The 26345-nt window shown below is 72.3% G+C and carries 26 protein-coding genes and 2 riboswitches; of the genes, 10 read left to right on the forward strand and 16 right to left on the reverse strand.

Features of this window, described 5'->3' with window-relative positions:
* Nucleotides 1–68: 68 nt before the first annotated feature.
* The 3 genes from GA0070604_RS15940 to GA0070604_RS15950 form a co-directional block, all read right to left on the reverse strand.
* A complete protein-coding gene (locus GA0070604_RS15940; RefSeq protein ID WP_091118655.1) occupies nucleotides 69–959 on the reverse strand; it encodes a GNAT family N-acetyltransferase in 891 nt (296 codons plus the stop codon).
* A 190-nt stretch (nucleotides 960–1149) separates the two neighbouring features.
* Nucleotides 1150–1833, reverse strand: coding sequence for a hypothetical protein (locus tag GA0070604_RS15945; protein ID WP_091118656.1), 684 nt, complete (start codon nucleotides 1831–1833; stop codon nucleotides 1150–1152).
* Between the two features lie 67 nt (nucleotides 1834–1900).
* Nucleotides 1901–2359 carry a peroxiredoxin gene (locus GA0070604_RS15950; RefSeq protein WP_091118657.1) on the reverse strand — a complete coding sequence of 153 codons (459 nt, stop codon included), beginning with the start codon at nucleotides 2357–2359 and terminating at the stop codon, nucleotides 1901–1903.
* Nucleotides 2360–2524: 165 nt separating this feature from the next.
* Here GA0070604_RS15950 and GA0070604_RS15955 point away from each other — a divergent pair, with 165 nt between their 5' ends.
* Nucleotides 2525–3253 carry an SDR family oxidoreductase gene (locus GA0070604_RS15955; protein ID WP_091118658.1) on the forward strand — a complete coding sequence of 243 codons (729 nt, stop codon included), beginning with the start codon at nucleotides 2525–2527 and terminating at the stop codon, nucleotides 3251–3253.
* A gap of 13 nt (nucleotides 3254–3266) precedes the next feature.
* Here GA0070604_RS15955 and GA0070604_RS15960 read toward each other — a convergent pair whose 3' ends face one another.
* The 4 genes from GA0070604_RS15960 to GA0070604_RS15975 form a co-directional block, all read right to left on the reverse strand.
* Nucleotides 3267–3908 (reverse strand): LuxR C-terminal-related transcriptional regulator, encoded by a 642-nt coding sequence (locus GA0070604_RS15960; RefSeq protein ID WP_091118659.1) that lies wholly within the window; start codon nucleotides 3906–3908, stop codon nucleotides 3267–3269.
* Complete coding sequence (locus GA0070604_RS15965) at nucleotides 3896–5173, reverse strand: sensor histidine kinase (protein ID WP_208602075.1); 1278 nt, start codon at nucleotides 5171–5173, stop codon at nucleotides 3896–3898. The genes GA0070604_RS15960 and GA0070604_RS15965 overlap by 13 nt, the downstream gene beginning before the upstream one ends.
* Nucleotides 5170–5925, reverse strand: coding sequence for a CPBP family intramembrane glutamic endopeptidase (locus tag GA0070604_RS15970; RefSeq protein WP_167363487.1), 756 nt, complete (start codon nucleotides 5923–5925; stop codon nucleotides 5170–5172). The genes GA0070604_RS15965 and GA0070604_RS15970 overlap by 4 nt, the downstream gene beginning before the upstream one ends.
* 403 nt (nucleotides 5926–6328) lie before the next feature.
* Nucleotides 6329–8440, reverse strand: a complete 2112-nt coding sequence (locus GA0070604_RS15975) for a cellulose binding domain-containing protein (RefSeq protein WP_244161928.1) — start codon at nucleotides 8438–8440, stop codon at nucleotides 6329–6331.
* A 779-nt stretch (nucleotides 8441–9219) separates the two neighbouring features.
* On the opposite strand from GA0070604_RS15975, the gene GA0070604_RS15980 reads away from it, so the two are divergent.
* From GA0070604_RS15980 to GA0070604_RS15990, 3 genes are all read left to right on the forward strand, one after another.
* Nucleotides 9220–10233 (forward strand): tyrosine-type recombinase/integrase, encoded by a 1014-nt coding sequence (locus GA0070604_RS15980; RefSeq protein WP_091118662.1) that lies wholly within the window; start codon nucleotides 9220–9222, stop codon nucleotides 10231–10233.
* 165 nt (nucleotides 10234–10398) lie between these two features.
* Nucleotides 10399–11676, forward strand: coding sequence for an NRAMP family divalent metal transporter (locus GA0070604_RS15985; RefSeq protein WP_141721307.1), 1278 nt, complete (start codon nucleotides 10399–10401; stop codon nucleotides 11674–11676).
* Between the two features lie 74 nt (nucleotides 11677–11750).
* Nucleotides 11751–11833: riboswitch (ZMP/ZTP riboswitch) on the forward strand.
* 13 nt (nucleotides 11834–11846) lie between these two features.
* Complete coding sequence (locus tag GA0070604_RS15990) at nucleotides 11847–12725, forward strand: bifunctional 5,10-methylenetetrahydrofolate dehydrogenase/5,10-methenyltetrahydrofolate cyclohydrolase (RefSeq protein WP_091118664.1); 879 nt, start codon at nucleotides 11847–11849, stop codon at nucleotides 12723–12725.
* Nucleotides 12726–12758: 33 nt separating this feature from the next.
* Here GA0070604_RS15990 and GA0070604_RS15995 read toward each other — a convergent pair whose 3' ends face one another.
* Nucleotides 12759–13547 (reverse strand): endonuclease/exonuclease/phosphatase family protein, encoded by a 789-nt coding sequence (locus tag GA0070604_RS15995; protein WP_091118665.1) that lies wholly within the window; start codon nucleotides 13545–13547, stop codon nucleotides 12759–12761.
* Nucleotides 13548–13732: 185 nt separating this feature from the next.
* Here GA0070604_RS15995 and GA0070604_RS16000 point away from each other — a divergent pair, with 185 nt between their 5' ends.
* Nucleotides 13733–14506 (forward strand): sulfite exporter TauE/SafE family protein, encoded by a 774-nt coding sequence (locus tag GA0070604_RS16000; RefSeq protein ID WP_091127171.1) that lies wholly within the window; start codon nucleotides 13733–13735, stop codon nucleotides 14504–14506.
* 39 nt (nucleotides 14507–14545) lie between these two features.
* Here GA0070604_RS16000 and GA0070604_RS16005 read toward each other — a convergent pair whose 3' ends face one another.
* Nucleotides 14546–15145: a malonic semialdehyde reductase gene (locus tag GA0070604_RS16005; protein ID WP_091118666.1), complete on the reverse strand. Its 600-nt coding sequence runs from the start codon at nucleotides 15143–15145 to the stop codon at nucleotides 14546–14548.
* A 95-nt stretch (nucleotides 15146–15240) separates the two neighbouring features.
* Here GA0070604_RS16005 and GA0070604_RS16010 point away from each other — a divergent pair, with 95 nt between their 5' ends.
* Entirely contained in the window at nucleotides 15241–15579 is a 339-nt protein-coding gene (locus tag GA0070604_RS16010) for a winged helix-turn-helix transcriptional regulator (protein ID WP_091118667.1), read from the forward strand.
* Between the two features lie 48 nt (nucleotides 15580–15627).
* Nucleotides 15628–16401, forward strand: a complete 774-nt coding sequence (locus GA0070604_RS16015) for a GNAT family N-acetyltransferase (protein WP_091118668.1) — start codon at nucleotides 15628–15630, stop codon at nucleotides 16399–16401.
* A gap of 183 nt (nucleotides 16402–16584) precedes the next feature.
* On the opposite strand, the gene def is transcribed toward GA0070604_RS16015, so the two are convergent.
* Both def and GA0070604_RS16025 read right to left on the reverse strand, forming a co-directional pair.
* Nucleotides 16585–17094, reverse strand: coding sequence for a peptide deformylase (gene def, locus GA0070604_RS16020; RefSeq protein ID WP_091118669.1), 510 nt, complete (start codon nucleotides 17092–17094; stop codon nucleotides 16585–16587).
* 66 nt (nucleotides 17095–17160) lie between these two features.
* Nucleotides 17161–17649 carry a MarR family winged helix-turn-helix transcriptional regulator gene (locus tag GA0070604_RS16025; RefSeq protein WP_208602077.1) on the reverse strand — a complete coding sequence of 163 codons (489 nt, stop codon included), beginning with the start codon at nucleotides 17647–17649 and terminating at the stop codon, nucleotides 17161–17163.
* Nucleotides 17650–17700: 51 nt separating this feature from the next.
* Here GA0070604_RS16025 and pip point away from each other — a divergent pair, with 51 nt between their 5' ends.
* Nucleotides 17701–18648 carry a prolyl aminopeptidase gene (pip, locus tag GA0070604_RS16030; protein WP_091118670.1) on the forward strand — a complete coding sequence of 316 codons (948 nt, stop codon included), beginning with the start codon at nucleotides 17701–17703 and terminating at the stop codon, nucleotides 18646–18648.
* Nucleotides 18649–18775: 127 nt separating this feature from the next.
* Here pip and GA0070604_RS16035 read toward each other — a convergent pair whose 3' ends face one another.
* Nucleotides 18776–19969 carry a chorismate-binding protein gene (locus tag GA0070604_RS16035; protein WP_091118671.1) on the reverse strand — a complete coding sequence of 398 codons (1194 nt, stop codon included), beginning with the start codon at nucleotides 19967–19969 and terminating at the stop codon, nucleotides 18776–18778.
* 123 nt (nucleotides 19970–20092) lie between these two features.
* On the opposite strand from GA0070604_RS16035, the gene GA0070604_RS16040 reads away from it, so the two are divergent.
* Nucleotides 20093–20293, forward strand: a complete 201-nt coding sequence (locus GA0070604_RS16040; protein WP_091118672.1) for a DUF5999 family protein — start codon at nucleotides 20093–20095, stop codon at nucleotides 20291–20293.
* 107 nt (nucleotides 20294–20400) lie between these two features.
* On the opposite strand, the gene gcvP is transcribed toward GA0070604_RS16040, so the two are convergent.
* Nucleotides 20401–23223, reverse strand: a complete 2823-nt coding sequence (gene gcvP, locus GA0070604_RS16045) for an aminomethyl-transferring glycine dehydrogenase (RefSeq protein ID WP_091118673.1) — start codon at nucleotides 23221–23223, stop codon at nucleotides 20401–20403.
* Nucleotides 23224–23296: 73 nt separating this feature from the next.
* Nucleotides 23297–23396, reverse strand: a riboswitch (glycine riboswitch).
* A 64-nt stretch (nucleotides 23397–23460) separates the two neighbouring features.
* Nucleotides 23461–24369 carry an NAD-dependent protein deacetylase gene (locus GA0070604_RS16050; protein WP_091118674.1) on the reverse strand — a complete coding sequence of 303 codons (909 nt, stop codon included), beginning with the start codon at nucleotides 24367–24369 and terminating at the stop codon, nucleotides 23461–23463.
* A gap of 103 nt (nucleotides 24370–24472) precedes the next feature.
* On the opposite strand from GA0070604_RS16050, the gene GA0070604_RS16055 reads away from it, so the two are divergent.
* Nucleotides 24473–25132, forward strand: coding sequence for an SDR family oxidoreductase (locus GA0070604_RS16055; protein WP_091118675.1), 660 nt, complete (start codon nucleotides 24473–24475; stop codon nucleotides 25130–25132).
* A 4-nt stretch (nucleotides 25133–25136) separates the two neighbouring features.
* Here GA0070604_RS16055 and GA0070604_RS16060 read toward each other — a convergent pair whose 3' ends face one another.
* Nucleotides 25137–25412 carry a winged helix-turn-helix transcriptional regulator gene (locus tag GA0070604_RS16060; RefSeq protein WP_244161929.1) on the reverse strand — a complete coding sequence of 92 codons (276 nt, stop codon included), beginning with the start codon at nucleotides 25410–25412 and terminating at the stop codon, nucleotides 25137–25139.
* A 127-nt stretch (nucleotides 25413–25539) separates the two neighbouring features.
* Entirely contained in the window at nucleotides 25540–26280 is a 741-nt protein-coding gene (locus GA0070604_RS16065; protein ID WP_244161930.1) for a DivIVA domain-containing protein, read from the reverse strand.
* Nucleotides 26281–26345 lie beyond the last annotated feature (65 nt).

Genomic DNA, 26345 nt, shown 5'->3' on the forward strand with positions numbered 1-26345 from the left:
CACCCACGTACGAACGCGGGGCCGGTGCGAGAGAGCCGCACCGGCCCCGCGGCGTTGCACGGGGGACGTCAAACCAGGTCGACGCGCTCGAACTCGATCGGATAGCCGGCCCGGGCGAAGGTGGCCGCCATCGGCGCATTGCCCTGATCGGTGGCCGCCACGATCACCTCGGCACCCACCTCGACCAGCCGGTGCGTGGCCTCGACCAGCAGGTCGTAGGCGTACCCGTGGCCCCGCTGCCCGGGCAACACCCCGACAAACCCGACAACGTGATCGGTCTGGTTGCGGGCCGGCACGATTATCCCGGCCAACTCCCCACCCTCGGTGTAGGCGAGCTGCCACCAGTCCCGAGGGCTCGGCATCCACCGCAGCAGGTCCAGTTCCTCCCGGGCCGCAACGTCCGGGCCCCGGGTGGCGGTCACGTGCCGGGTGTGGGCGTCCAGGCTGCCCTCGCCGACCCGACGCAGCACGTCCAGGATCACCGCGTCGTCCGGCTCGGGCCGGAACACCAGCCGCCCGGGCCGCGCCGGCAGACCACACCCAAGCGTCCACCGGTAGCGGTACCGCTCGACCAGCACCCGCATGCCGGCGGCCCTCGCCGCGTCGATCCGGGCCTGCCCCTGCGCCCGCACCGCCGGGTCGTCCCGCCAGCCGTGGGGGAGCAGGATCGAATACTCGGCCCGCAGCGGCGCGGCCCGCAACAGCGCGACCGCCGCAGTCGGGTCGGTGAAGTCGAACCAGTCCAGCGCCAAGGGCGCCGGATCGTCCGGCCCGGCCCACCACGCGGCCCGGGCGACAACCACGCCGCCGCGCAGGGCCACCCACGTCCACTCCGGGCGGTAGCTGCCGCCGGCGTACGTCTCGCCCAGCACCGCCCGCCCGACCAGTCCCGGGTCGGCAAGGGAGTCGAAAAGCTGTTCCTCGCCCGCGACGAGCGGGCGGATGACCAGATCGGTCATGAGAATCCTTCCAGGAAGCGGTGCGCTCCCCGGATCAGGAACCCGACGTCCCCGCAGACGGGTGGGAGCGCATGACAGTCGTACGTGCCATGGCGCTCACCTCCCTCCGGTCTCGTCGAGGACGCGACGGAACCGTATCAGACGGTCCGAGCCCCAGCCGAGGCGTTATCGGCCGGGGCCGGCAACCCACTCAGGGGGTCTCGCGCAGCTCCGCCAACCGCGCCTCGATCTCCGCCAACTCCGCACGCAGCTTCTCCGCCTGCTGCTCAGCCTCCGCCCGCTCGGACGCCAGGATCTGCTCCACCGCCTCCTGCACCCCCGGCACGTCCACCAACGCCACCATCCGCAACGCCTCCGCCGGCTTCACCACGTACGGCTTGGCCAACGCCTTGGCGCCCTGCTGCGCCGCCACCGTCCACTCGCCGTCGGCGTACGCCAACGTCACCGTCAGCCCCGCCGGACTCTTCGGCTTCGCCGCCTTCACCGCCCGACGCGCCGGCTGTTTCGTCTCCACCTGCTGCTCCACCTTCGGCTCCTCCTGACGCGGCGCCGGCACCCGCGGCGTGTCCAACACGAACTCCGGCTCCACCACCGCCGGGGGCTCCTCGACCTCCGGCTTCGGCTCCGCCGGCTTCCGCCCGGCCCCCTTCGGCGCGATCGCCAGATCGGCGGGGGAGAAGGGCAACTCGTCCCGGCCGAACCGCACCACCACGAACTCCTCGGACACCGCCGGATCGGTCAACCCCACCACCTGCCCGACCTGACCCGCGATCTGCCCCGCCGCCGCCGTGAACACCACCTTCGGCTTCCGGCCCCCCGCCAACGCCTCCCGGATGCCCTGCACCTCGTCAGTGGACAAACCCTGTCCCGCCATCACAGCCCTCTCCCGTACACACGTTTGATCGCAGCCTTGATACCAGCCCGCTGTGACACCACGGAGATCAACCCCCCAACGCCCGCAACGCCGCATCCGCGTGCTCGGACATGCTCAACTCGCTACGCACCACCGCCAACACCCGCCGATCCTGACCGATCACAAACGTCATCCGCCGCGTGCTCAACGCACCCAACGGCAACCGGCGCCGCACCCCGAACGCCTCCGCCACCACACCGTCGACATCCGACAGCAGCGGATAGTCGAACCCGTGCCGCCGGGAGAACTCCGCCTGCCGCGCCACCGGATCACGACTGATCCCCACCCGCTGCGCGCCGACCGCCCCGAACTCCGCCGCCAGATCCCGGAAATGGCAACTCTCCGCCGTGCACCCCCGCGTCATCGCCGCCGGATAAAAGAACAACACCACCGGCCCCGCCGACAACAACTCCGACAACCGCCGCGGCGTACCCGTCTCGTCCGGCAACTCGAAATCGTCGACCAGATCCCCGACACCCACACCCACCGCGCACCTCCGTCCGACAGCCCGACACCACGGGAGCGTAGGCGATCGAATCCGCGCCGCCGTCGATGCGCCACCCGCCGTCACCCCTGTGACCGGGCTCTCCACGACCGGACCGCGCCGGCCACGGTAACGTCACCCGCACCACCAGGGCAGGGGAGCGGACCATTGACCAACGTCACCATCGTCACCGGCGGTAGCCGCGGCATCGGCGCCGCCACCGCCCGCCGACTCGCCGCCGCCGGCCACCACATCGCCATCGGCTACCACCACGACCACCACGCCGCGAAGGCCGTCCTCGCCGACATCCACGCCACCGGCCGCCGCGGCATCGCCGTCCCCGCCGACACCCGCGACCCCGACCAGGTCCAACAACTCTTTGACGCCGCCGCCGACCTCGGCCCACTCACCGGCCTGGTCAACAACGCCGGCATCACCAGCCCCATCGGCCCCTTCACCGACCTGCGCGTCGACGACCTGCGCCGGGTCGTCGACGTCAACCTCATCGGATACGTCCTCTGCGCCCAGCAGGCCGCCCGCCGGATGACCCGCGGCGGCGCCATCGTCAACATCTCCTCCGCCGCCGCCACCCTCGGCAGCCCCGGCGAATACATCCACTACGCCGCCGTCAAAGCCGCCACCGACACCCTCACCATCGGCCTCGCCAAGGAACTCGCCCCCCGCGGCATCCGCGTCAACGCCGTCGCCCCCGGCATCATCCGCACCGACATCCACGCCGTCTCCGGCGTACCCGACCGGGCCGACAGCGCCGCCGGACGCATCCCGCTGGGCCGCGCCGGCGAACCCGACGAGATCGCCGCCACCATCGCCTTCCTCCTCGGCCCCGACGCCTCCTACACCACCGGCGCCGTCGTACGCATCGCCGGCGGCCTCTGAACCCGCCGCCCGGTCACCGATTCAGATAGGCGAGCACGGCAAGCACCCGACGATTGTCGTCAGTCGACGGCGCCAGGTCGAGCTTGCCGAAAATACCCGCGATGTGTTTCGTGACCGCGCTCTCGCTGACATGGAGCTGAGCGGCGATCGCCGAGTTCGACCGGCCCTCGGCCATCAGCTGAAGCACGTCACGTTCCCGCTCGGTCAGGGCGCTCACCGTACCCCTGGCATCGCTGCGGCGCAGCAGCCGGACGATGACCTCCGGATCGAGCACGGTCCCACCACCAGCCACCCGCCGGACCGTGTCAAGGAACTGCTCGGCGTCGAAGACCCGATCCTTGAGCAGATAACCGATCCCGCCGGCGCCGTCATCCAGCAACTCGCGGGCGTAGAGCTGCTCGACGTACTGCGACAGGAGCAGAATCGGCAGGCCAGGATGGCGGCCCCGGGCGGCGAGCGCCGCCCGCAGCCCCTCGTCGGTGAACGACGGCGGCAACCGGACGTCGACGACCGCCACCTCGGGAGGATCGCCGAGCAGCAGGTCAAGAAGCTCAGGGCCGTTGTCCACCGCGTCGACCTCGAACCCGTGCTCCCGCAGCAGCCGGGCCAGCCCGTCCCGCAGCAGAAACAGATCCTCCGCGATCACGACCCGCACGGAACCTCCAATTCGACCACCGTCGGGCCGCCCGCCGGGCTGTCCACCCGCAGCGTCCCGTCAAAGGCCGCCAGCCGCCGTTGCACCCCGCGCAACCCGCTCCCTCGATGCAGGTCCGCGCCACCGCAGCCGTCGTCGCGGACCCGGACACGCAACAGCCCTCCGCCCAGTGCGATGGCGACGTCGACCCGACCCGCCCCGGAGTGCTTAGCCGCGTTGGCCAACAACTCGTTCACGGCGAAATAGACCGCCGACTCCAGCGGCGGCGGCAACCGGTGCGCCAACCGGGCATCGACCTCAACGTCCAGGGGAGTGTCGAGGGCGAGCGCCCGCACCGCATCCGGAAGACCACGATCGGCGAGCACCGGCGGGTGGATACCCCGGACAAGGTCGCGCAGCTCCCGCAACGCCTTCGACGAGTTCTGGCGCACCTCCGCGACCAGGGCGCGCGCCGCCTCGGGATCACGCTCGATCAGCCGCTCGGCGTTGCTCAGGCTCATGCCCATGGCGACCAGCCGGGCCTGCGCGCCGTCGTGCAGATCCCGCTCGATACGGCGCAGCTCGGCAGCCGAACTGTCCACCGCCGCAGCCCGGGTCCCGGCCAACTGCTCGACCCGGCGGGTCAGCTCCTCGGTCCGGTCCACGGTGAGCAACGCCCGGGTCAGCCGGGCATGCACCCGCAGCAGCCACGGTCCGTACCAGAGCCCGAACACGGTGACCGCCACTGCGATCGGCACCGCCAGCAACGCCCGGGCCCACGTGTTGACGTGGACGACCATGTACCAGTTGCTCCCGCCGGCGCGGTCGATCGGCTGCCAGACGAACGGCTGCACCAGCGCGCCGAAGACACCGTAGACGACGAGCGAGAACGGGACACCAGCGACGAACGCGCCAGCGATCGGATCGATCAGGGACCAGCGGTACTCGTACCAGAACTCGCGGTCGGTGAGGGTTTGCCAGCACCAGCGGACCCGCCCCAGCAGCCCAGCGGGCACAGCCGGCCGGGCCGGCCCGAGGCGGACCACCGCCACCGCGGACCACCGCCCGGCATACCGGCGAGCGCGTTCGGCCAGGCCGGACAGCCAGAACACCGAGGGCGGGAAGAGATACAGCCCGATGCCGAGCGGGATCAGCATGGCGGTGGCCGCGACCACGCAGGCGGCGACCGCCTCGACCAGTGCCAGGCCCACCAGCAGGAGGCCACGCCCGGGAGCGGCGAGCCGGGCGCGCCAGCCAACACGCTCCACGGCAAGGATGTCGTTCACGCCCGGTCTCCTCCCACGACTCCGGTGAGCGCGATGCCCCGCCGCGCGGCAACGAGGAGCACGCCGCACACCGTAAGCACGCACGCCGCGGCGAGGGACACCTGGACGGCGGCGCCGTCGGAGTCGCCGGTCAGGAGCAGCATGCCGATGTTGACGAGCATATGGAAGCCGCCGGCGATGATCAAAACTCCGTCGCGGGACCGCTCCTGCAGCACGGCCAGCATGATCGAAAGCGCGACCGCCATGGCCAGGAACCCGGCGGTGAACACCAACCCCCGACCGAACACCTGGACGTGCCACACCCCCCACAGCAACCCCACCAGGGTGCCCGAGGAGACCACCCCGAAGCGGGCCCGCAAATACGGCTGGAGGAAACACCGCCAGCCGAACTCCTCGCCACAGGCACCGATCAGTTGCGCGGCCAGAATCAGCCAGAACGGATACGGCAGCTGCCCCGGCAGGACGCCGTGCCGCGAGACACCGGCCAGGCCGGTGATGCCCACGAACCCGGCGAAGATCACCACCGCCAGCACGACGAGGACGCCCAACCGGACCAGCACCGGCCGGGACAGGCCGAACCGGGTGGCCAGCGGAGGCCGCCAACGCCGCCAGAGCAGCAACACCGCCAGCACACCGACAGTAGGGCCGAACTGGTTGAGCTGAACGATCAACGGATCGATCGCCAGGGTGGGCTGCACCAGCCCGAACAGCCCCGCAGCCACGCAGGTCACCAGGTAGAACCAGAAAACCACCAACAACATCCGAGGGCGCGCCGCATCCGGTCGGGACTCCGGGTACGCCAGAGAGGACGCCGTCGTCGTTCGCTCATCGATCATGCCTCGACGATGCCGGCCAGGCCCGCTCTACGCGCTGCACCCAGCCACCCGTTTCCACTGCACTTTTCTGCACCTCGGCCTGAAGCGGGCGATGCCGCCCACGCCATCCCGTCCCCGTCGCGCGGTCGGCCCGTCCCAGTGAAACGTCAGGGCCGGCCCAAGACAGTGAGAACTCAGCGCATCAGCTCTTCTCACCATCTTGAGCCGGGTCCAGGTTCGTCGTCCGACACCCGAGATGCCGGCCGCTACCGTCGACGGCGAGAAGACCGGCGAGCCGCAACGACCCCACCGGCCCGGGCAAGGGCCGACAATGGTGATCTCACAAGGCGGTACAAAGGATGCCGTTGAGGGTGAACGCGGTAGGAAGGACGTTCGGCCCGCTGTACGCGCCGACGAAGCCGATGCTGGTGCTACCCCCACCACCGGCGATCTGCCGGCTGTCGTCGTTGTTGGTGACCCGCACCGTGTTGCCGACCTGTTCCCAGTTGGCGCTCCAGCCGGAGCTCACCTGCTGCCAGGTGGTCGGCCACGTCCAGGTGAGCGTCCAGCCGTTGATGGGGCTTGCCCCGTTGTTGATGATGTCGACAGCACCGATGTAGCCGTTGCCCCAGTCCGTGCTGTCGGTGAAGCGGACGCTGCACACGCTGGTCGCCGGACTGCCGGTGGCGAAGGTGAGCGGCGGGGAGGCCCAGGAGACCCGGCCCGCGGTGTCCCGGGCCAGCACATTGACCGTGTACCTGCTGCCCGGGTTGAGGTTACCCACCGTGAACGTGGTACCGGTCGTCTCGCCGAGCTGCTCGCTGATCGCCCCGTTCTGCCGGTACACCTCGTACTTGGCGATCGGGCTGCCGCCCGCAGCAGCCACGGGCCAGGAGATCGTCGCCCGCCGGTCGGTCACGCCGCTCGCGGTGGGCTGGCCCGGCGCACCGGGCTGACCGGCCACCACGCCGGCCGGGCGCACCACGAGCGTGGTCAGCGAGTACGGCGGCAGGATACGGCTGGTCGCGGTGCCGGTCTGGCTGGTGGCGATGGAGGTGGCGCCGTTCGTGTGGGTGTAGACCGTCGGCGTGGCGGCCGACGGAGTGAACCCGGCATAGTCGATGGCGACCGGGTAGGCGTTGTCCGGGTCCTTGTTCACCAAAAGCACCGCGAGCTCCCCGTTGCCCCGCCGGACGGCGTGCGCGGTGACCAGCGGCTGGTCGGTGCCGGCGCGGATGAACTGGTCGCCGGCCCGGGCGAAGAGGTTCATCATCGACAGCCCGTGGTACGGCGCGAACGGCGTGTTCAACGGCGGTTCACAGACCGTGCCGTCCGAGGTGCAGCCGCCGCTGGAAAGTATGCCGAAGTCGCCGTAGTCAGTCTGTCCCGCCACGGCCGACACCGCGCCGATGCCGTTGTGGACATTCCACCAGTGGACCGTGAAGGCGCCGTTCTCCAGCAGCCCGCTGTACGCGTCGGCCAGGAAGAGTGCGCCCGGCTGGGTGGTTCGGCCGGCGTCGACGTTCAACTCGGTGAAGCTGATGCCGATGCGCGCCGCATTCGCCCCGGCGTACCGGCTGAGCTGCTGCCGGAGAAGGTACATCGCGTCACCGATATGGCTGGTCCGGGCCAGCGACTCGGCGGCGCTGCCACCCGGGTACCAGTGCACGTCGACAAAATCGATCTTCGGGCCGGCGAGGGAGAGGACCGTCTGGTTCCACGGGCCCGGATCACTGCCGGCGGTCAGACCGTCCGGCCAGTTCGCCGGCATGGTCAGCACCGCGCCGACCTTGATCGTCGGGTCGACCGCCTTCATCGCGTCGGCGTACTCGACGACCAGCTTCGCGTACTGGGTCGCGCTCTTGTCCGGGTGGTCGTCGGCCTCCCAGGCTGCGCCGTAGTGGCCGTTGCCGTAGTTCTCGTTGCCAACCGTCCAGTACTTCGCGCCGTAGCGCTTCGTCAGGTTGGCGTACCGCACCCACTCCGCGGCCTCGGCCGGCGTCCCGGTGCCGTAGTTCGCGATGATCATCGGCTGGGCGCCGACCCGACGCACCGCCGCCATGAAGGTGTCGAAGTCGGTGCCAGGGGCGACGTACCCGCCGGGCGCGGTGTGGTCCCGCCAGTGGTAGATGTCGGCGTACGAGCCGCCCGGGTACCGCATCATCTGGACGCCGGCGCCCCGCAACAGGTCCGACGTCTCGGCGCTGCCGAGGTGCTGGTCCCAGATGGCGTGGTTGATGCCGAGCGCGGTGTCCGGCACGGTCGCCAGCCCCGCCCGCGCGTTCACGGTCACGGTCGCCGTGGTGGTCGCCGCCCCGGCACTCGCCGGGTGGATCCCGGACAGCGCACCGGTGGCGAGCAGCAGGCTCGCCGCGAGCGACGTCCAGCGACGCCGACCGCGACCCGCTGGCCCGGCGCCCCCTCGATATTCGTACATGCTGGGGTTTCTCATGACTGTTCCTTCACGACAGAGATACGCCCAGCCGGGACGGGGTGGTTCGCGCCGAACGGCGCGGCGACGCGGCGGGGCGGACCAGGGACGGACTTCTCCTGTGCTCGCCGTCCCCCGGGTAGCTGTTCCCGGTTGCCCATTGGACGGCGGTCAGCCCCGCGCGCGAGAGCTCATCGACGTACAACAATCCCACGAGGCTCCCGGAGTTCTCAAGAGCGCGCGGGCGAGACCGGGGAGACCCGACGTACGTGATGCGACGGCTGGGCCAGGAGCGAGGTGGACCGCCAGCGGGGAATCGAAGCGCTCGCGTGGATCCGCCGTGGCGGCCACGGAGGATCCACAGGGTGCCGAGTGTCGACGGCCGCCACAGTCGATACGCAGGTCACAGCCACTATCGACGGCGATTCGATAATGTACATTATGTCAAGTAGAACGGAGTAAGTCCTCCCTCGCCGATCGATGCGCACACCCCCGCCAGACACAGCCGGCTCTCTGATCTTCAACGGATGGCGGTCGACCCGTGAGGCAATGCAGTGGGTCCCGGCGGCGGTGGATGCCGCCGGGTGCGCGACATGGAGTGGATCATCCAGATCGTCCGCCCCGACAAGACCTGGCGATCCCGGCAGGCTTCGCGGTCGCCGGTTACGCGATACGGAGCGGCGGCGCCTTGGTTTTCGATGCCAGCCGGCCTCATGTCGACTCCCTGCGGGCGCGGCAGTCTCCGACTCTTCCCCACCCCCACGCTGCCGCAGACGTGAAATTCATGCATAATATGCCTTATGCATGACAAACCGGACGAGTTGGTAGGACGACTGATCGAGGAGTTCCTGACCGCCCGGGCCACCCGCAAGCCCTCCCCCCACACCCTCGCGGCGTACCGGCGGGACCTGCTCACGGTCGCCCAGCTCGCGGCCGAGCACGCCACCCCTCCCCTCCCCCTCGACGAGCTGGAGATCACCGCGCTCTCCCCCCGGGTCATGCGTGCGGCGTTCGCCCGGTTCGCCGCTCCCCGCGCCGCCGCCTCGGTCCACCGTGCCTGGTCCACCTGGAACAGCTTCTTCACCTTTCTGGTCGCCGAGGGTGTCGTACCGGGGAATCCGATGCCGGCGGTGGGGCGGCCCCGCGCGCCCCTCCCCCAGCCCAAGCCGCTGCGTGGCGAGGACACCCCGGAGGAGCTGCTGGCCGCGGTCGCCCGCGCGGACGGCCGGCAGCGTGACCCGTGGCCGGAGCGCGACCTGGCGGTGCTGGCGCTGGCGCTCTGCGCGGGGCTGCGCCTGTCCGAGCTGCTGGCGTTGCGGGTGGCGTCGCTGGCCGGCCGCGACGGCGAGCGACGGGTGGACGTCGCAGGCAAGGGCGGGCGGCCTCGGACGGTGCCGATCGAGGTGGGTGTGGACCGGGTGCTGGTGGATTATCTCGACAGCTGCCGTCGCCGGTTCGGGGCGCGCAGCGTGCGGCCGGACTCGCCGTTGCTGGTGGATCGGCGGGGTGAGCCGTTGCGCCGGGGTGGTCTGCAGTATCTGGTGGAGTCCTGCTATCGGCGGGCGGGTATCGGTGACCGGGTGCCGCGTGGGGCGCGGCTGCACGCGTTGCGGCACACGTTCGCGACCCGGCTGGCGGAGGACGGGGCGAGCGCGGCGGAGATCATGCGGTTGCTGGGGCACGCGTCGTTGGCGTCGTCGCAGACGTACATCGAGGTGACGGCGGGTCAGCAGCGGGCGGCGGTGCGGTCCAACCGAACCAATCGGGTGTTGGCGGAGTTGCTGGGGCCTGGTGTGGTTGGTCCGGGCCGTTAACGATTCGTGGCTTCCGGGAACTTGCGCCCTCGGTGGTCGGCTCGATGTCAAGCTCTGAGAGTGCGCGACCGCCGACTGGTTCGAGGGTGGGGCAGCGGCCGGATGTGAGGTGTCCGGCCGCCGGGTCGGGCTGGGTCTGGGCTGGTGCCGTCGGCAGGGGTCGTGATGGGTGGGCGACGGCTGCCGCGGGTTGGTCGTGGGAGGCGTGGGCGCGGGGCGGGTTCGCGCGGGTTGGGGTTCCGGTCGCTGGGTCCGGGTCTGGTGTCAGGGGCCGCGGATACCGATCCGACCACGGTGGGGACGTTGGTCGTGGTCGGGGCGAGCACGATGTTCGGGCTGGCGTGGCTGTCCTTGTTGATGATGCCGGCGCTGGTGGTGGTGCAGGTTCTGGCCACGCGGGTGGGTGTGCTGTCCGGGCGTGATCTTCAGCGGGCGGTGCGTGACGGGTACGGCCGGGTGGCGAGTGTCGCGCTGTTGGTTTCCGTGTTGGCGGTCAATGTGGTGACGATCGCGGCGGATGTCGCGGCCGGGGCGGCGGCGATCGGGCTGTTGGTCGGGGTGGAGTCGCGTTGGCTGGTTCCGGGTTTTGCCGCGGGGGTGCTCGCTCTGCTGTTGTGGGGCAAGTACGACGAGGTCGAGCGGGTGCTGAAGCTGGTGATGCTGGGGCTGCTCGCGTACGGGGTGGCGGCGGTTCTGGCGCGGCCGGACTGGTTGGCGGTGGCGCGGGGCAGTCTGGTTCCGGTGGTGCCGTTCACCCGGGAGCACCTGGCTGGGATGTTGGCGATTTTGGGTACCACGTTGACCAGCTACATGTATGTGTGGCAGACGGTGGAGCAGGTTGAGGAGCCGTGTGCGCGGCGGGAGCTGCGGTATCGCGAGTTCGACGCGTTGGTGGGTGGCGGCCTGGCGGCGGTGATCTTCTGGTGCATCCTGGTTGCCAGTGGTGCCACGTTGGGTGCGCACCATGAGCATGTGGAAACGGCTGAGCAGGCCGCGCAGGCGCTTCGCCCGTTGGCGGGGCCGTTGGCGGGTGCGGTGTTCGCGGGTGGGTTGTTGGCCTCCGCGATCATCGCGACGCCGGTGATCGCGGCGAGTGGTGGGTACGTGACCGCCAGTGCTTTCGGTTGGTCGCGGGGGTTGAGTCGTACGCCTCGGCAGGCGCCGCGTTTCTATGCGGTGGTGGTCGTGCAGACGTTGGCGGGTGTGGCGCTGGCGGCGACGGGGATCGGTCCGATCCGGTTGTTGTTCGTGGCGAGTCTGTTCGGCGGGATCGCGACTCCGTTGGGGTTGGTTCTGTTGGTGTTGGCGGCGGGGAATCCGAGGTTGGTGGGTCTGACTCGGATTCATGTGGGTCTGCGGGTGGCGGGTTGGGTGATCGCGGCGGTGGTTGCCGTGGTCAGCGTGGTGTTTCTGGCTCAGCAGGTGCATCTGCTTCCGGGTTGACGGCGGCCGTGCGGCGGGGTGCCGGCGGATCGAGGCGGTGGCGGATGCGTTCGCGTGGCGGGTTGTGGCAGGCTGTGCGGGAACGCGACTGGCGGCACGGGGATGGCTGTAACCATCGGGGAGCTCGTCGCGGGGGTCGACCGCCTGGGCCTCCGTGGGCGGGGTGTGGCATGTCTTCTTCGGGTGCGTCGGCTCGACTGCTGCCGGGTGGGCCGGTGGCGGAGCGGGTGTTGGCGGAGGTCGCCGGGGATGTGGCGGCGCTGCGCGCGGCGGGGGTGACGCCGGCGTTGGCGACGGTGCTGGTGGGTGACGACGACGCGAGCGCGGGATATATCCGGATCAAGCAGCGGCAGGCGGCGGAGTTGGGGTTTGTCTCTCCGCATGTGCATCTTCCGGCGTCGGCGTCGCAGGCGGATCTGCACGCGGTGTTGGCGGACTTCAACGCCGACAAGGGTGTGCACGGGGTGTTGGTGCAGTATCCGATCCCGGGGCATCTGGACTACGACCGGGCGCTTGCGGTGTTGGACCCGGACAAGGACGTGGACGGGATGCATCCGGTGAACATGGGTCGGCTGGCGTTGGGTTTGCCGGGTCCGTTGCCGTGTACGCCGGCGGGGATCGAGGCGTTGTTGGCGTTCCATGGGGTGCCGGTGTCGGGTCGTGAGGTGGTGATCCTGGGGCGGGGTGCCACGTTGGGTCGGCCGTTGGCGATGTTGTTGGCGCAGAAGCGGCCGACGGCGAACGCGGCGGTGACGGTGGTGCACACCGGGGTGGCGGACTGGCCGCGGTACACGCGGCGGGCGGAGATTCTGGTGGCGGCGGCGGGGGTGCCGGGGATCGTGCGTCCGGAGCATGTGCGGCCGGGTGCGGTGGTCGTCGGTGGTGGGGTGCGGTACGAGGGTCGGCGGCTGTTGCCGGATGTGGACGAGTCGTGCGCGGAGGTGGCGGGGGCGATCACGCCGCGGGTCGGTGGGGTGGGTCCGACGACGGTGGCGATGTTGTTCCGTAACGCGGTGCGGGCGGCGCGGTGGGCGTCGGGGTTGGGCTGAGCCGGGTCGGTGGAGAGGGCCGGTCGATGGGGGTCAGTGGGGCGGGCCGAGGTCGACGATGAGGGGCCGGTGGTCGGAGATGGTGGACAGCGGCGTGGCGACGGCGGTGACGGGTGGCAGCCGGTCGAGGCCGCGCCGGTCGGCGAGGATGTGGTCGAGTTGGACGCGGGGCTGGCCGGCCGGGTAGGTGGGGCGTCGGCCGAGGGGCCGCCAGCGGGTCAGCAGGGCGGCGGGGCCGGCGGGCAGGTTGAGGTCGCCGAGGAGGATCCGTGGGGCGGGCAGGGCGCGCAGGGCGCGTATGACGCGGCGTAGTTGGAGGAGGTTCCAGCCGGGGACGAAGGACAGGTGGGTGGCGGCGACGGTGAGTGGCCCGTGTGGGGTGTCGAGGACGGCGGCGAGGACGACGCGGGGTTCGTCGTGCAGCAGGACGAGTCCGCCGCGGGGGCCGGGGACGTAGACCGGGGAGCGTACGGGGGCGGGGCGGAGTCGGGTGACCTGCCAGGAGCGGACGGGGTGGCGGCTGACCAGGCCGATGCCGTAGCAGGGTTCGCCGTGGCCGTCGTCGTCGTGGGTGAGCGGCCGGAGCTGTCCGCCGGGGGTGCCGACGACGGCGGCGGCGAAGCGGTGTTCGGGGGCGTCGAGGGCGCGGGCGGCGATGGCGGTGAGGTCGAGGTTGCCGCTGCGGGATTGGTCGCGGTCGACTTCCTGGAGGGCGAGGATGTCGGCGTCGAGTGCGGTGACGGCGGCGGCGAGCCGGTCGGGTTCGACGAGTCCGTCGGTGAGGGACCGGCCGTGCAGCAGGTTGAAGGTGGCCAGGCGCACCGGTTCAGCCTACGTCCGCGTGGCAGGCTTGCCGGGTGCTGAAGGCGTTGGTCTGTTCGGTGCTGGTGTTTGTGGCGGTGGCGTCGGCGGGTTTGTGGTTGCGGCGGCGTCGGGGTCGTTGACCTGCGGTGAGGCTGGCCACAACCGTTCTTGTCGCGGCGGTGGTGGTGGGCAGAATGCCGCGCGTGGATCTTGTTTCGTTGACCACCTTGTTGAGTGCGGCCGCGGTGGCGGGCTGGGTGGATGCGGTGGTGGGCGGTGGGGGCCTGTTGTTGCTGCCGGCGTTGCTGGTGGCGGCGCCGGGGGTGCCGGTGGCCACGGCGTTGGGGACGAACAAGTTGGCCGCGATCTTCGGTACGTCGACGGCGGCGGTGACGTATGCGCGCCGGACGAAGCTGGACTGGGCGGTGGCGGGGCCGTCGGCGGGGTTGGCGGTGTTGACCGCGGGGCTGGGTGCGGCGTTGGCGGGGGCGGTGCCGGCGGGGGCGTACCGGCCGGTGGTGTTGGTGGTGCTGGTGTCGGTGGCGGTGTTCGTGTTGACGCGGCCGCGGTTGGGTGTGGTGGCGTTGCCGCAGCGTCGTACGCCGGTGCGGGTGGTGGCGGCGGTGGCGGTGGCCGGGTTGGGGATCGCTCTGTATGACGGGTTGATCGGGCCGGGTACGGGCACGTTTCTGGTGTTGGTGTTCACCGCGTTGGTGGGGGCGGATTTCGTGCACGGGTCGGCGATGGCGAAGGTGGTCAACGCGGGCACGAATCTGGGGGCGTTGGTGGTGTTCGCGGCGACCGGGCACGTGTGGTGGCTGTTGGGGGCGGCGATGGCGGTGTGCAACGTGGTGGGCGCGGCGTTGGGCGCGCGGATGGCGTTGCGCCGTGGTGCGGGTTTCGTGCGGGTGGTGCTGCTGGTCGTGGTGTTGGCGTTGGTGGGCAGGTTGGGTTACGACCAGTGGGTGGCCGGCTGACCGGCCCGGGCGGGGCCGGGCCGGTCAGCGGGGCCGGTTTCAGGCGTGCCGGACGATGTCGTCGTAGTCGAGGCGGGGTAGGCGGGGGAACCAGGCGTCCGGGCCGGGCTTGCCGAGGTTGACCACGAGCAGGGATCGCCAGCTGGTGTCGGCGAAGAACTCCTTGTCGATGCCGGCGGCGTCGAAGCCGGCCATCGGCCCGGCGGCCAGGCCGGCGGCGCGAACGGCGAGCAGCCAGTAGGCGATCTGCAGGGTGGCGTTGAAGCGGGCCATGTGTTCGCGGCCGGCGGGGTCGTCGGCGAGGGCGTCGCGCATCTGCGGGCGGATCGGGAAGACCCGTGGGATGAGTTCGTGGAAGTCGGTGTCGGCGGCGAGGACGGCGACAACGGGTGCGGTGGCGGTCTTGGCGCGGTTGCCGTCGTTCATGTGGGTGAGCAGCCGCTCGCGGGGTTCGCCGTGGTGGACGTAGAGCACCCGCAGGGGCTGGGTGTTGGCGGCGGTGGGCGGGTACTTGGCGAGTTCGTGGATGGCGCGTAGTTGTTCCTCGGTGACGGGCTCGTCGGTGAAGGTGTTCGCGGTGCGGGCGTCGGTGAAAAGGAGGGCCTGCGCGTCGGGGTGCAGGGCGATCAGGTCGTTCATGTGGTTCCTCGCTCGTGGCTAACTGCTCTGTTGAGGACAGCAGCTAGCTTTTTAGTAGTGCCTCGGATGTCAGGGTAGCCCCGTATCCTGAAGGGGTGACAGTCAGGCCGGAAGTGAGCCGCACGCCACGGGCGTGCGACGGGGGCCTCGCCCGCGCCTTCGCGTTCCTCGGCAAGCGGTGGAACGGCGTGCTGCTGGGCACCCTCGCCAACGGCCCCGCCGGGTTCGCCGAGCTGGGTCGTGCGCTGCCGGGCATCAGCGAGTCGGTGCTGTCGGACCGGCTCGGCGAGCTGTGCCGGGTGGGCCTGGTCTCCCGCACGGTGCGGGAGGGGCCGCCGCTCGGGGTGAGCTACCAGCTCACCGACCGGGGGTCCGCGCTGCTGCCGGCCCTGGACGCGCTCGCCCGCTGGGCCCACGAGAACCTGCCCGCTTAGGCGGGACGCGGCGACGGCTGCTGACCGCCGGCATGTGATCATCGGCGGATGCCTGTCCGCGCCGAACACGACCGGGCCGTCCTGGCCGAGCTGCTGGGCCGCGACCCGGTGCTGCACGCGTACCAGCTGGGCGACCTGGACGACTTCTTCTGGCCGTACACGTCGTGGTTCCGGCGCGGCGACCGGGTGGCGTTGCTCTACCACGGTGTCGAGCTGCCGACGCTGCTGGCGTTCGCCTCGCCGCAGGACGTCGGCGAGCTGGCCGCGCTGTTGGAGGAGCTCGCGCCGGTGTTGCCGGCCCGGCTGTGGGCGCACCTCTCCCCCGGCCTGGAGGCCACCGTGGCGCGCTGGTACGAGGTGTCCGACGGCGCCGGGCACCATCGGATGGCGTTGACCGACCCGGCCCGGCTGGCCACGGTCGCCCCCGCCGGCGAGACGCTCGACCGCGCCGACCTGCCGGCGCTGCTCGACCTGTACGCCGCCGCGTACCCGGGCAACTGGTTCGACCCGCGGATGCTGGACACCGGCCAGTACGTGGGCATCCGGGACGGCGGCGACCTGGTCGCGGTGGCCGGGGTGCACGTTTGGTCCCCCACCTGGCGGGTGGCCGCCCTGGGCAACGTCACCACCCACCCGCGCCTGCGTGGCCGAGGGCTGGCCGCGGCGGCCGTGGCGGCACTCTGCGCCCGGCTGCGCGCCGACGTCGACCACGTGACGCTCAACGTCCGGGCCGACAACGCCGCCGCCGTACGCCTCTACGAGCGGCTCGGCTTCACCCGGGCCGCCGACTTCACCGAGTGCGCGCTGCTCCGCCGTCGGTGACCGCCGCCGGCGTCCACCGGTTCCTGTGAGAGCGGGGTCGGCCCGCCGGTCCAGCCGGTCCGGCCGCCGCCCTGGATCACCAACTCGACGCTGACGCTGGCCGCCGAGCGCCCGCCCCGGCTTGCGAAGTGACCCGGTGAGCGGGCGCGGGGGTGGCCGGCCGGACCGGTCACCCCCGCGTCGTCACAGTCGCCGGCCGGGCGAGTCGAACCGGCCCGCGCGGATCTCCCGCAGGGCCCGGCGGCGGGTGTCGCCGCGCAGCGTGTCGACGTACAGGCGGCCGTGCAGGTGGTCGGTCTCGTGTTGCAGGGCGCGGGCCAGGAAGCCGCTGCCGGCGATGGTCAGCGGCTGGCCGTGCTGGTCGAAGCCGTGCGCGGTGGCGTGCATCGCGCGCGGGGTCGGGAAGTACAGGCCGGGGATGGACAGGCAACCCTCGTCGTCGTCCTGGCGTTCCTCGGACAGCTCCAGGGTCGGGTTGATCAGGTGGCCGCGGTGGCCGTCGGCGTCGTAGACGAACACCTGCGCGCTCACCCCGATCTGGGGCGCGGCCACCCCGGCGCGGCCGGGCGCGCCGAGCAGCGTGTCCATCAGGTCCTGCACCAGGGCGCGCAGGTCGGCGTCGAAGCTGGTCACCGGCTCGCACGGGGTGCGCAGCACGGCGTCGCCGATGATCCGGATCGGGCGCATAGTCATGCCCGGAAGGCTATCCGGCCGTTACCCGCGGTGGCGTCGGCACCCGCCGGTAAGGCGGCGGCGGAATCAGCGCGCGCGGCGGGGCGCCAGGCCGGTGTCGGCGATCCGGTCGCGCAGCGGGCGGCGGCGCAGCGCCGCGAGGACCGCGCGCAGTTCGTCCGCGAGGGGCACGGGCAGTTCGGCGTCGAGCCGCCGCATGGCGGTGGCGGTGGCCGCCCACTCGGCCTCGACGACGGGCAGCAGTGCCCGCGCCCGGTCGGTGAGGGTGACGATGCGCTGCCGGCCGTCGGTGCCGGGGGTGAGGGTGACCAGGCCGGCGCGGCTCATCTGGGCGACGGTCTGGCTGGCCGCGGAGTGGGTGACCCCGATCCGGGTGGCGAGGTCGCGGATGGGCAGCGGACCGTCGGCGACCAGCACCCGCACCAGCGGCGAATACCGGGGCCGGTAGTCGGCCAGGTCGAGGTCGGTGTAGACGGCGGCGACGTCGCCGTCGAGCAGGTCCAGTACGTGGCGCAGCAGGGTGCCCAGCGCCTCGCGGTCGGGGGTGGCGGTCACGTCCGCTAATGTAACAGCGCTGTTGCTTCTGGGGTGTGGGAGGGAAGCGGGATGTATCCACCGATCGAGCCGTACGCGCACGGGCTGCTCGACGTCGGCGACGGTCAGCACGTGTACTGGGAGACCTGCGGCAACCCGGACGGGCGTCCCGCCCTGGTGGTGCACGGCGGCCCCGGCTCCGGCGCCACCCCGTCGTGGCGGCGGCTGTTCGACCCGACCGCCTACCGGATCATCCTGTTCGACCAGCGCGGCTGCGGTCGCAGCACCCCGCACGCCAGCGACCCGGCGGTGGATCTGTCGGTCAACACCACCGCCCACCTGCTCGCCGACATGGAACGGTTGCGCGAGCACCTCGGCGTCGACCGGTGGCTGCTCTGCGGCGCCTCCTGGGGTTCCTCGCTGTCCCTGGCGTACGCCCAGCGCCACCCGGAACGGGTCACCGCGCTGGTGCTGTTCAGCGTCGTCGCCAACACCCGCCGCGAGATCGACTGGGTGACCCGCGACATGGGCCGGATCTTCCCGCAGGAGTGGGCCCGGTTCCGCGACGGCGTGCCCGAGGCGGAGCGGGACGGCGACCTGTCCGCCGCGTACGCCCGGCTGGTCAACGACCCGGACCCGGCCGTACGGGAGCGGGCCGAGCGTGACTGGTGCGCCTGGGAGGACGTGCACGTGTCCCTGGCCGGCGGGTTCGAGCCCAGCCCCCGCTACGCCGACCCGGTGTTCCGGGCGTGCTTCGTGCGGATCGTGACCCACTACTGGAGCAACCTCGGGTTCCTGCCCGACGGGCAGTTGCTGCGCGACGCCGGGAAGCTGGCCGGCATCCCCGGCGTGCTGGTGCAGGGCCGCCTCGACGTGAGCGGCCCGCCGGACATCGCCTGGCAGCTCACCCGCGACTGGCCGGACGCCCGGCTGGAGATCGTCGAGAGCGGCGGCCACGGCAGCGGCCACGGGGTGGGCGAACGGGTGATCGCGGCCCTGGACGCCTTCGCCCACGCCTGACCGCGGCCGGCGCCGCGCCCGGCCATGCCTTGATCGACTCCGTGTGCGGCAAGTGATGGTCTCGGCGAGGCTGGATGCCGCCGTGTGCCGCGCATGGAGTCGATCACCGCCGGGTGGACGGCGGGGGTCAGCCGGCGGCGAGCAGGGCGCGCACCGGGGCGGCCTTCGCCGCCGCCTCGGCGACCTCGGCGGCCGGATCACTGCCCCAGGTGATGCCACCACCGGCCCACAGGTGCAGCCGGTCGCCGTCGGCCGCGGCGGTGCGGATGGTCAACCCCAGGTCGAGGCGGCCGGGCCCGACCCAGCCCAGCGCGCCCATGCCGGCGCCCCGACCGACCGGCTCCAGGGCCGCGATCCGGTCCAGCGCGGCCAGCTTGGGCGCACCGGTCACCGACCCGCCGGGGCACACCGCCCGCAGCAGTTCGGCCAGGCCCAGCCCCTCGGCGGGGGCCGCCGACACCGTCGACTCCGCCTGCCACAGGTCACACCACCGGCGTACGGCGAACAGCTCGTCCACCCGCACCGAGCCGGTGCGGGCCACCCGGGCCAGGTCGTTGCGTTCCAGGTCGACGATCATGATGTGTTCGGCGCGTTCCTTCGCGGAGGCGAGCAGTTCCCGCCGCCCGGCAGGGGTGGCCGCCCGGGTGCCCTTGATCGGCCGGGTGACCAGGCGACCGTCCTCGAGGGCGATCAGTGTCTCCGGTGAGGCGCAGCCGATCGCCCAGCCCGCGCCGGTCAGGGTGCCGCCGTAGCGGGCGCCGGGCAGGGCGGCCAGCCGGGCGAGCGCCGGCCGCGGGTCCCCGACGTACGGCGCGGCGGCGTGGCCGACCAGGTTGACCTGGTAGACGTCGCCACGACCGATGGCGGCGCGCACGGCGGCCACCGCGTCGGCGTGCTGTCGGGGGGTCCAACTGTCCCGCCAGTCGCCCAGCCGCCAGCCGCTGTCGGCGGGGCCCTGCGGCGCGGGCGGCCGGTCGGTGTGGCCGTAGACGACCACCACCAGGTCGGGCAGGGCCGGCGCCGGGGTGGGGGCGCCGGGCGGGCCGCCGGCGGCCCGCGCCCCGGCGGCTGCGGACAGGTACAGGGCGGCCCCGCAGACCCCGGACGGGTCGTGGACGGCCGGGCGGGCCAGGTCGTCCAGGGCGATCCCGTGCGCGGCGAGGAACTCCTGCGCCAGTGCGGCCGGGTCGCCGCCGTCGGCGGGCCGCCACTGCAGCCGCGCCCGTTCCACGAGCCGTTCCCGGCAGCCGTCGGGGGCGCCGGGAACGTCGATCACCTTCCGTGGGAGCGCTTCCACGCCGTCTGGCCCATCCTCGCTCATCCGTTCAGCCGTTTTAGGGTGAACAAGACGGAAGCCTGCTCGATAGCGCGCGCTTCCGCTTGGTACTGTGCGTCACTGGTCATGTGAACCATGACACAGCGCCCCCACAGCTCGGAGAACCCGATGTGCCAGCACCAGCCCACCTGCCCCTCCGCCGACGCGACTGACCGCGAAGCCGCCCGCGTCCTCGCCTGCTTTCCTGAGCAGGGCTGGAGCCTGCTCTGCAACGGCGTCATCGTCTTCGAGGACACCGGCGAGCTGCTCCCCGACGGCAGCACCATCGCCCCGCACCGCGGCCCCGCCCGACACGCCCTCGTCGCCTGATCGCCACCACGCTGCGTGATCGCAGCGCGGTGGCGTCGCCCCAGGCCGGCGCCCCTGCCGCCGGCCGGCGCCCGGCCAGGCCGACGCCCGGCCGGGGCACCCGCGCCTCAATCCTCGAACGCCTCCGGTGACGGGCACGAGCAGACCAGGTTCCGGTCGCCGTACGCCCCGTCGATGCGCCGCACCGGCGGCCAGTACCGCCCCGCCCGGTCCACCCCGGCCGGATACGCCCCCACCGACCGCGGATACGGGTACGGCCACTCGTCGGCGGAGACCATCGCCGCGGTGTGCGGGGCGTTGCACAGCGGGTTGTTCCCCGCCGGCCACTCACCCGAGGCCACCTTGTCGATCTCCGCCCGGATCGCGATCATCGCGTCGCAGAACCGGTCCAGTTCGGCCAGGTCCTCACTCTCGGTAGGCTCCACCATCAGCGTCCCCGCCACCGGGAACGACATCGTCGGCGCGTGGAAGCCGTAGTCGATCAGCCGCTTCGCCACGTCGTCGACGCTCACCCCGGTCGCCCTGCTCAACGGCCGCAGATCCAGGATGCACTCGTGCGCCACCAGGCCCTTGTTGCCGGCGTACAGCACCGGGAAGTGGTCGCGCAGCCGTGCCGCCACGTAGTTCGCCGCCAGCACCGCCGTCCCGGTGGCCCGGGCCAGCCCCTCGGCGCCCATCATCCGCAGGTACGCCCACGGGATCGGCAGAATCCCCGCCGAACCGTGGTTCGCCGCGGAGATCGCCGGCCGGCCGTCGGACCGGGCACCGGCCGGGTCGCCGGGCAGGAACGGCGCCAGATGCGCCCGCACCGCCACCGGGCCCACCCCCGGCCCGCCCCCGCCGTGCGGGATGCAGAACGTCTTGTGCAGGTTCAGGTGCGACAGGTCCGCGCCGAACCGTCCCGGCTTGGCGAACCCGACCAGCGCGTTGAGGTTCGCCCCGTCGACGTACACCTGGCCGCCGGCGTCGTGCACCTTCGCGCACAGCGACGCGATGCCCGTCTCGTACACGCCGTGCGTCGACGGGTACGTCACCATGATCGCCGCCAGGTCGTCCCGATGCTTGTCGATCTTCGTGTCGAGGTCGACCAGGTCGACGTTGCCGTCCGCGTCGCAGCCGACCACGACCACCCGCATGCCGGCCATCACCGCCGACGCCGCGTTCGTGCCGTGCGCCGACGACGGGATCAGGCACACGTCCCGATGCCCCTCACCGCGCTGCCGGTGATACGCCCGGATGGCCAACAGCCCGGCCAGCTCCCCCTGCGAGCCGGCGTTGGGCTGCACGCTGACCGCGTCGTACCCGGTCACCTCCGCCAGCCAGTCCTCCAACTGGCCGATCAGCTCCCGGTAGCCGGCGGTCTGCTCCGGCGGCGCGAACGGGTGCAGGTGGGCGAACTCCGGCCAGGTGATCGCCTCCATCTCGGTGGTGGCGTTCAGCTTCATCGTGCACGACCCCAGCGGGATCATGCCCCGGTCCAGGGCGTAGTCGAAGTCGGCCAGCCGCCGCAGGTAGCGCAGCATCGCCGTCTCCGAGCGGTGACGGTGGAACACCGGGTGGGTGAGGAAGTCCGACGTGCGGCGAAGATCGGCCGGCAGCACCTCGTCGGCCGCCCCGTCGAAGTGCGGCACACCGAAGGCCGCCCACACCGCCGCCAGGTGCGCCTGTGTGGTCGTCTCGTCGCAGGAGATCCCCACCCGGTCGGCGTCGACCAGCCGCAGGTTCACGTTGCGTCGCGCGGCGGCGGCCACCACCTCGGCGGCCCGCCCCGGCACCGTCACGGTGAGCGTGTCGAAGAACGCCACGTCCGCGACGGTCACCCCACCGGCGCGCAGCCCGGCCGCGAGCCGCGCCGCCATGCCGTGGGTACGCCGGGCGATCGCCCGCAGCCCGTCCGGGCCGTGGTAGACCGCGTACATGCCGGCCATCACCGCCAGCAGCACCTGCGCGGTGCAGATGTTGCTGGTCGCCTTCTCCCGGCGGATGTGCTGCTCGCGGGTCTGCAACGCCAGCCGGTACGCCGGGTTGCCGTCCGCGTCCTTCGACACCCCGACGAGGCGACCGGGCAGCATCCGCTCCAGGCCCGCCCGCACCGCCAGGTAACCGGCGTGCGGCCCGCCGAAGCCCATCGGCACACCGAAGCGCTGGGTGGTGCCGGCGGCGATGTCGGCGCCGACCTCGCCGGGCGGGCGCAGCAGCGTCAACGCCAGCAGGTCCGCGGCCACGCACACCAGCGCCCCGACCCGGTGGGCCGCCTCGACCAGGCTCGCCTGGTCACGGACCGCCCCGGACGCGCCCGGATACTGCAGGTGCAGGCCGAAGAACTCGGCGGGCAACTCGTCGCGCCCGAGGTCGAGCACCCGCACGTCGATGCCGAGCGGCTCGGCCCGGCTGGTGATCACCGCGATGGTCTGCGGCAGCGCGTCGGCGTCCACCACGTACACCGGGCTCTTGCTCCTGGACGCGCGCCGGGCGAGGGTCATCGCCTCGGCCGCCGCGGTGCCCTCATCGAGCATGGAGGCGTTGGCGGTGGCGAGCCCGGTCAGGTCGGTGACCATCGTCTGGAAGTTCAGCAGCGCCTCCAGCCGGCCCTGGCTGATCTCCGGCTGATACGGCGTGTACGCGGTGTACCAGGCCGGGTTCTCCAGCACGTTACGCCGGATCACCGCCGGGGTGTGCGTACCGTGGTAGCCCAGGCCGATCATCGACACGGCGACGGTGTTGCGGGCCGCCAGGGCACGCAGCTCGGCGATCGCCTCCCGCTCACTGGCCGGCGCCGGCAGGTCCAGGGCGCCGTGCCAGCGGATCACCTCCGGGATCGCGGCGTCCATCAGCTCGTCGACGGAGCTGTAGCCGACGGTTTCCAGCATCCGGCGCTCGTCACCCGGGTCGGGACCGATATGCCGGTCGGCGAACTGCTCTGCGGTCATGCGCTGCGCTCCTTGTCGGGGCGAGGTCGACAGGTCGGCCTCCCCCTGAGTCGCGCACACGCGCTCCACAGTGCCTGCCCACGCGGTCCTTTTGCCTGAGAGGTTCCGGGGAGGAATCTGCCCCTTCGGCGCCGTCCGGGGTGTTTCCGGATGGTCTCTCCCGCGTGGGTGGTACCGGCATGGTCAACGCTACCAGCGGCCGTGTTTCCGGCTCACGTCCTCCCCGCCCGCAGCCTGCTACACCGCTGCGGTCTTCCCGGCGACGACCCCGCCGGTTGCGGTCGGGCCGGTGACCCGGTCGACGCCGATGGTTGCGGCCGGGCCAGTGACCCGGTCGACCAGGGCGGGCAGCACCTCACCCAGCGGCCCGTCCACCGTCACGGTGGCGTGCCCGTCACCACGGGTGGGCCCCTGGTTGACGATGGCGACCGGAATGCCGAGTTTCGCCGCCCGGATCACGAACCGGCGCCCCGACATGACCGCCAACGACGAGCCGAGCACCAGCACCGCCCGGGCCCGCTCGACCAGGGCGAAACAGTCAGCCACGCGGGGCGCGGGCACCGTCTCGCCGAAGAACACCACGTCCGGCTTCAGCATGCCGGTGCCGCAGATGCCGCAGTCGACGGTCCGGAACCCGGCGACGACCTCGTCGGGCAGGTCGACGTCGCCGTCGGGATTGACCCGGGCCACCTGCGCGACGAAGCCCGGATTGGCCTCGCGCAGCCGCCGGTCCAGCTCCTCCCGGGAGGTCAGGTTGCCGCAGTCCAGGCACACCACCTCGTCGAGACGGCCGTGCAGCTCGATCACCCCGGTGCTGCCGGCCGCAGTGTGCAACCCGTCGACGTTCTGCGTGATGACCCCGCCGACCAGCCCGGCGTGCTGCAGCCACGCGACCGCCCGGTGCCCCGCGTTCGGGGCGGCCCGGGCGATCAGCCGCCAACCCAGGTGGCTGCGCGCCCAGTAGCGCCGCCGCGCGTCCGGGTCCCCGGTGAACGCCTGGAACGTCATGGGGGTGTGCCGGCGCGCCGCGCCACTGGGCCCACGGTAGTCCGGGATACCCGACTCGGTGGACAACCCGGCGCCGCTGAGCACCACCACATCCCCGGCGGCCACCAGCCGGGTCAACGCGTCGAAGGTCTGCGTCACCCGTCCATGCTGCCTCAACCGTCACCCGGCGACGACCAGGGCGGCACATGCGGGGGGACGCGCTCGCCCGCCCCACGGCCTGCCCGGCGGCTAGGTTGAGAACATGCGAGTCGTCATCGCCGGAGGCCACGGCAAGATCGCCAAGCTGTTGGAGCGGGAACTCGCCGGGCGCGGCGACAGCGCCGTCGGGCTGATCCGTAACCCCGACCACGCCGCCGCGCTGCACGCCGCCGGCGCCGAACCGGTCGTGGCCGACCTGGAACACACCGGCGTCGACACCGTCGCCGCCCACCTGGCCGGCGCGGACGCGGTGGTGTTCGCCGCCGGGGCCGGTCCGGGCAGCGGCGCCGCCCGCAAGGACACCGTCGACCGGGCGGGCGCCGTGCTGCTCGCCGACGCCGCCCAACGCGCCGGCGTCCGCCGCTACCTGCTGGTCTCCTCGATGGGCGTGGACGCCCCACCCCGGCCCGGCAGCGACGAGGCGTGGGTGGCGTACCTGCGGGCCAAGAAGGCCGCCGAGGCGGAGATCACCGGCCGGGACCTCGAGGCGACCGTGCTACGCCCCGGGCGGCTCACCGACGACCAGCCCGTCGGGCGGATCACCCTCGCCCGGCACGTCGGGCCCGGCGAGGTCACCCGCGCCGACGTGGCCCGCGTCCTGCTCGCGCTGCTCTACGAGCCGGCCACCGCCGGGCTGACCCTGGAACTCGTCGGCGGGGAGACGCCGATCGCCGACGCGATCCGGGCGGTCGCCGCCGGCTGACCCGTCAACCGGCCGCCGCCGACCAACTGGCCTCGTCGCGTACCCCCCACCGCCACATCGCCGCCAGCACCGGCCGCAGCGAGACGCCACGGCCGGTCAGCGCGTACTCGACACGCGCCGGCGTGCCGGGCTGCTCGTCGCGGCGCACGATGATCATGGCGTTCCACCGGCCGCCCACAATCTCCAACGTGCGCGACAGCGGGCAGTCCCCCGCGACAAGGTCCCGGGAGCGCCAGTCCGGCACGTCCATACCGCCTCTGCCCGGCACGGCCTCGATCACCGCCTCGTCACCCTGGCGCCCGGCCGCCCGACCGCCGTCGCGCCGACCGGGTGACCGCAGCCACCCGAGCCGCGGCCCCGGTTGCGTGTCGGCCCGCCGGTCCACTGACCGGCGGGCCGAATCGTGATCAGCGCTGGGTCCGGGGCGCCACGGCGACCCGCACCCGCCCACCGTCGACCGCCGGCGCCCCTGCGGCGGCGCCCCCGGCCGCACCGCTGGCGCCCACCGCCACGCCGGCGGTGACCTCCGCCGCGATCCGCTCCATCGTCCGCGCCAACTTTTCACTGCCGTCATCGAGATGCCGGGCCGCGGCCTGCATGTGCGAGATCATCATCTCGCCGAAGATCCGCAGCGCCTCCCGGGTGGCCACCGAATCGTCGAAGTTCACGCCCGAGCTGCTGCGATACTCCGCCACCGCCCGCTCGGCCTCCCGCTTCGCCTCCTCCGCCGCAGCGCGCATGTAGCTCTCGTACTGCATCCGGGCGTACTCGGCCACCCGCTGGGCGTAATCGTGCGCCTGGGCGATGATCTGCTCGGCCTCCCGCTGCGCCGCCGACAGCAGGTTGACCTCCTTCGCCGCCGGCAGCTTCGCCGCCGTGCTGGTACTCGGAAGCACCCCGTGCCGGTGCAGCTCCAGATGATCGTTGAGCCGCTCGTTCTCCGCCCGCAGATTCGCCACCTGCGCCGCCAGCCGATCCAGCTCGTCGGCCACCTGCACGCGGAACCGGTCCACATCCGTCGGGTCGTAGCCCCGGCGGGCGAACGCCGCCGCGTCGAACTCCCACCGCCGCACCCGGTCCGAGGTCATCCGGACCTGGACACGGGAGACCTGGCCCCCGTCGTACCCGCTGATCGGGGTCGCGCTCACCGGGCTCCCCTTTCGTTCGCGACTGCGGGGCTCGCAAGCTCACTCCTCGCGCTCACCGGGCTCCC

The sequence above is a fragment of the Micromonospora eburnea genome (genome assembly GCF_900090225.1).
Lineage (GTDB): Bacteria > Actinomycetota > Actinomycetes > Mycobacteriales > Micromonosporaceae > Micromonospora > Micromonospora eburnea.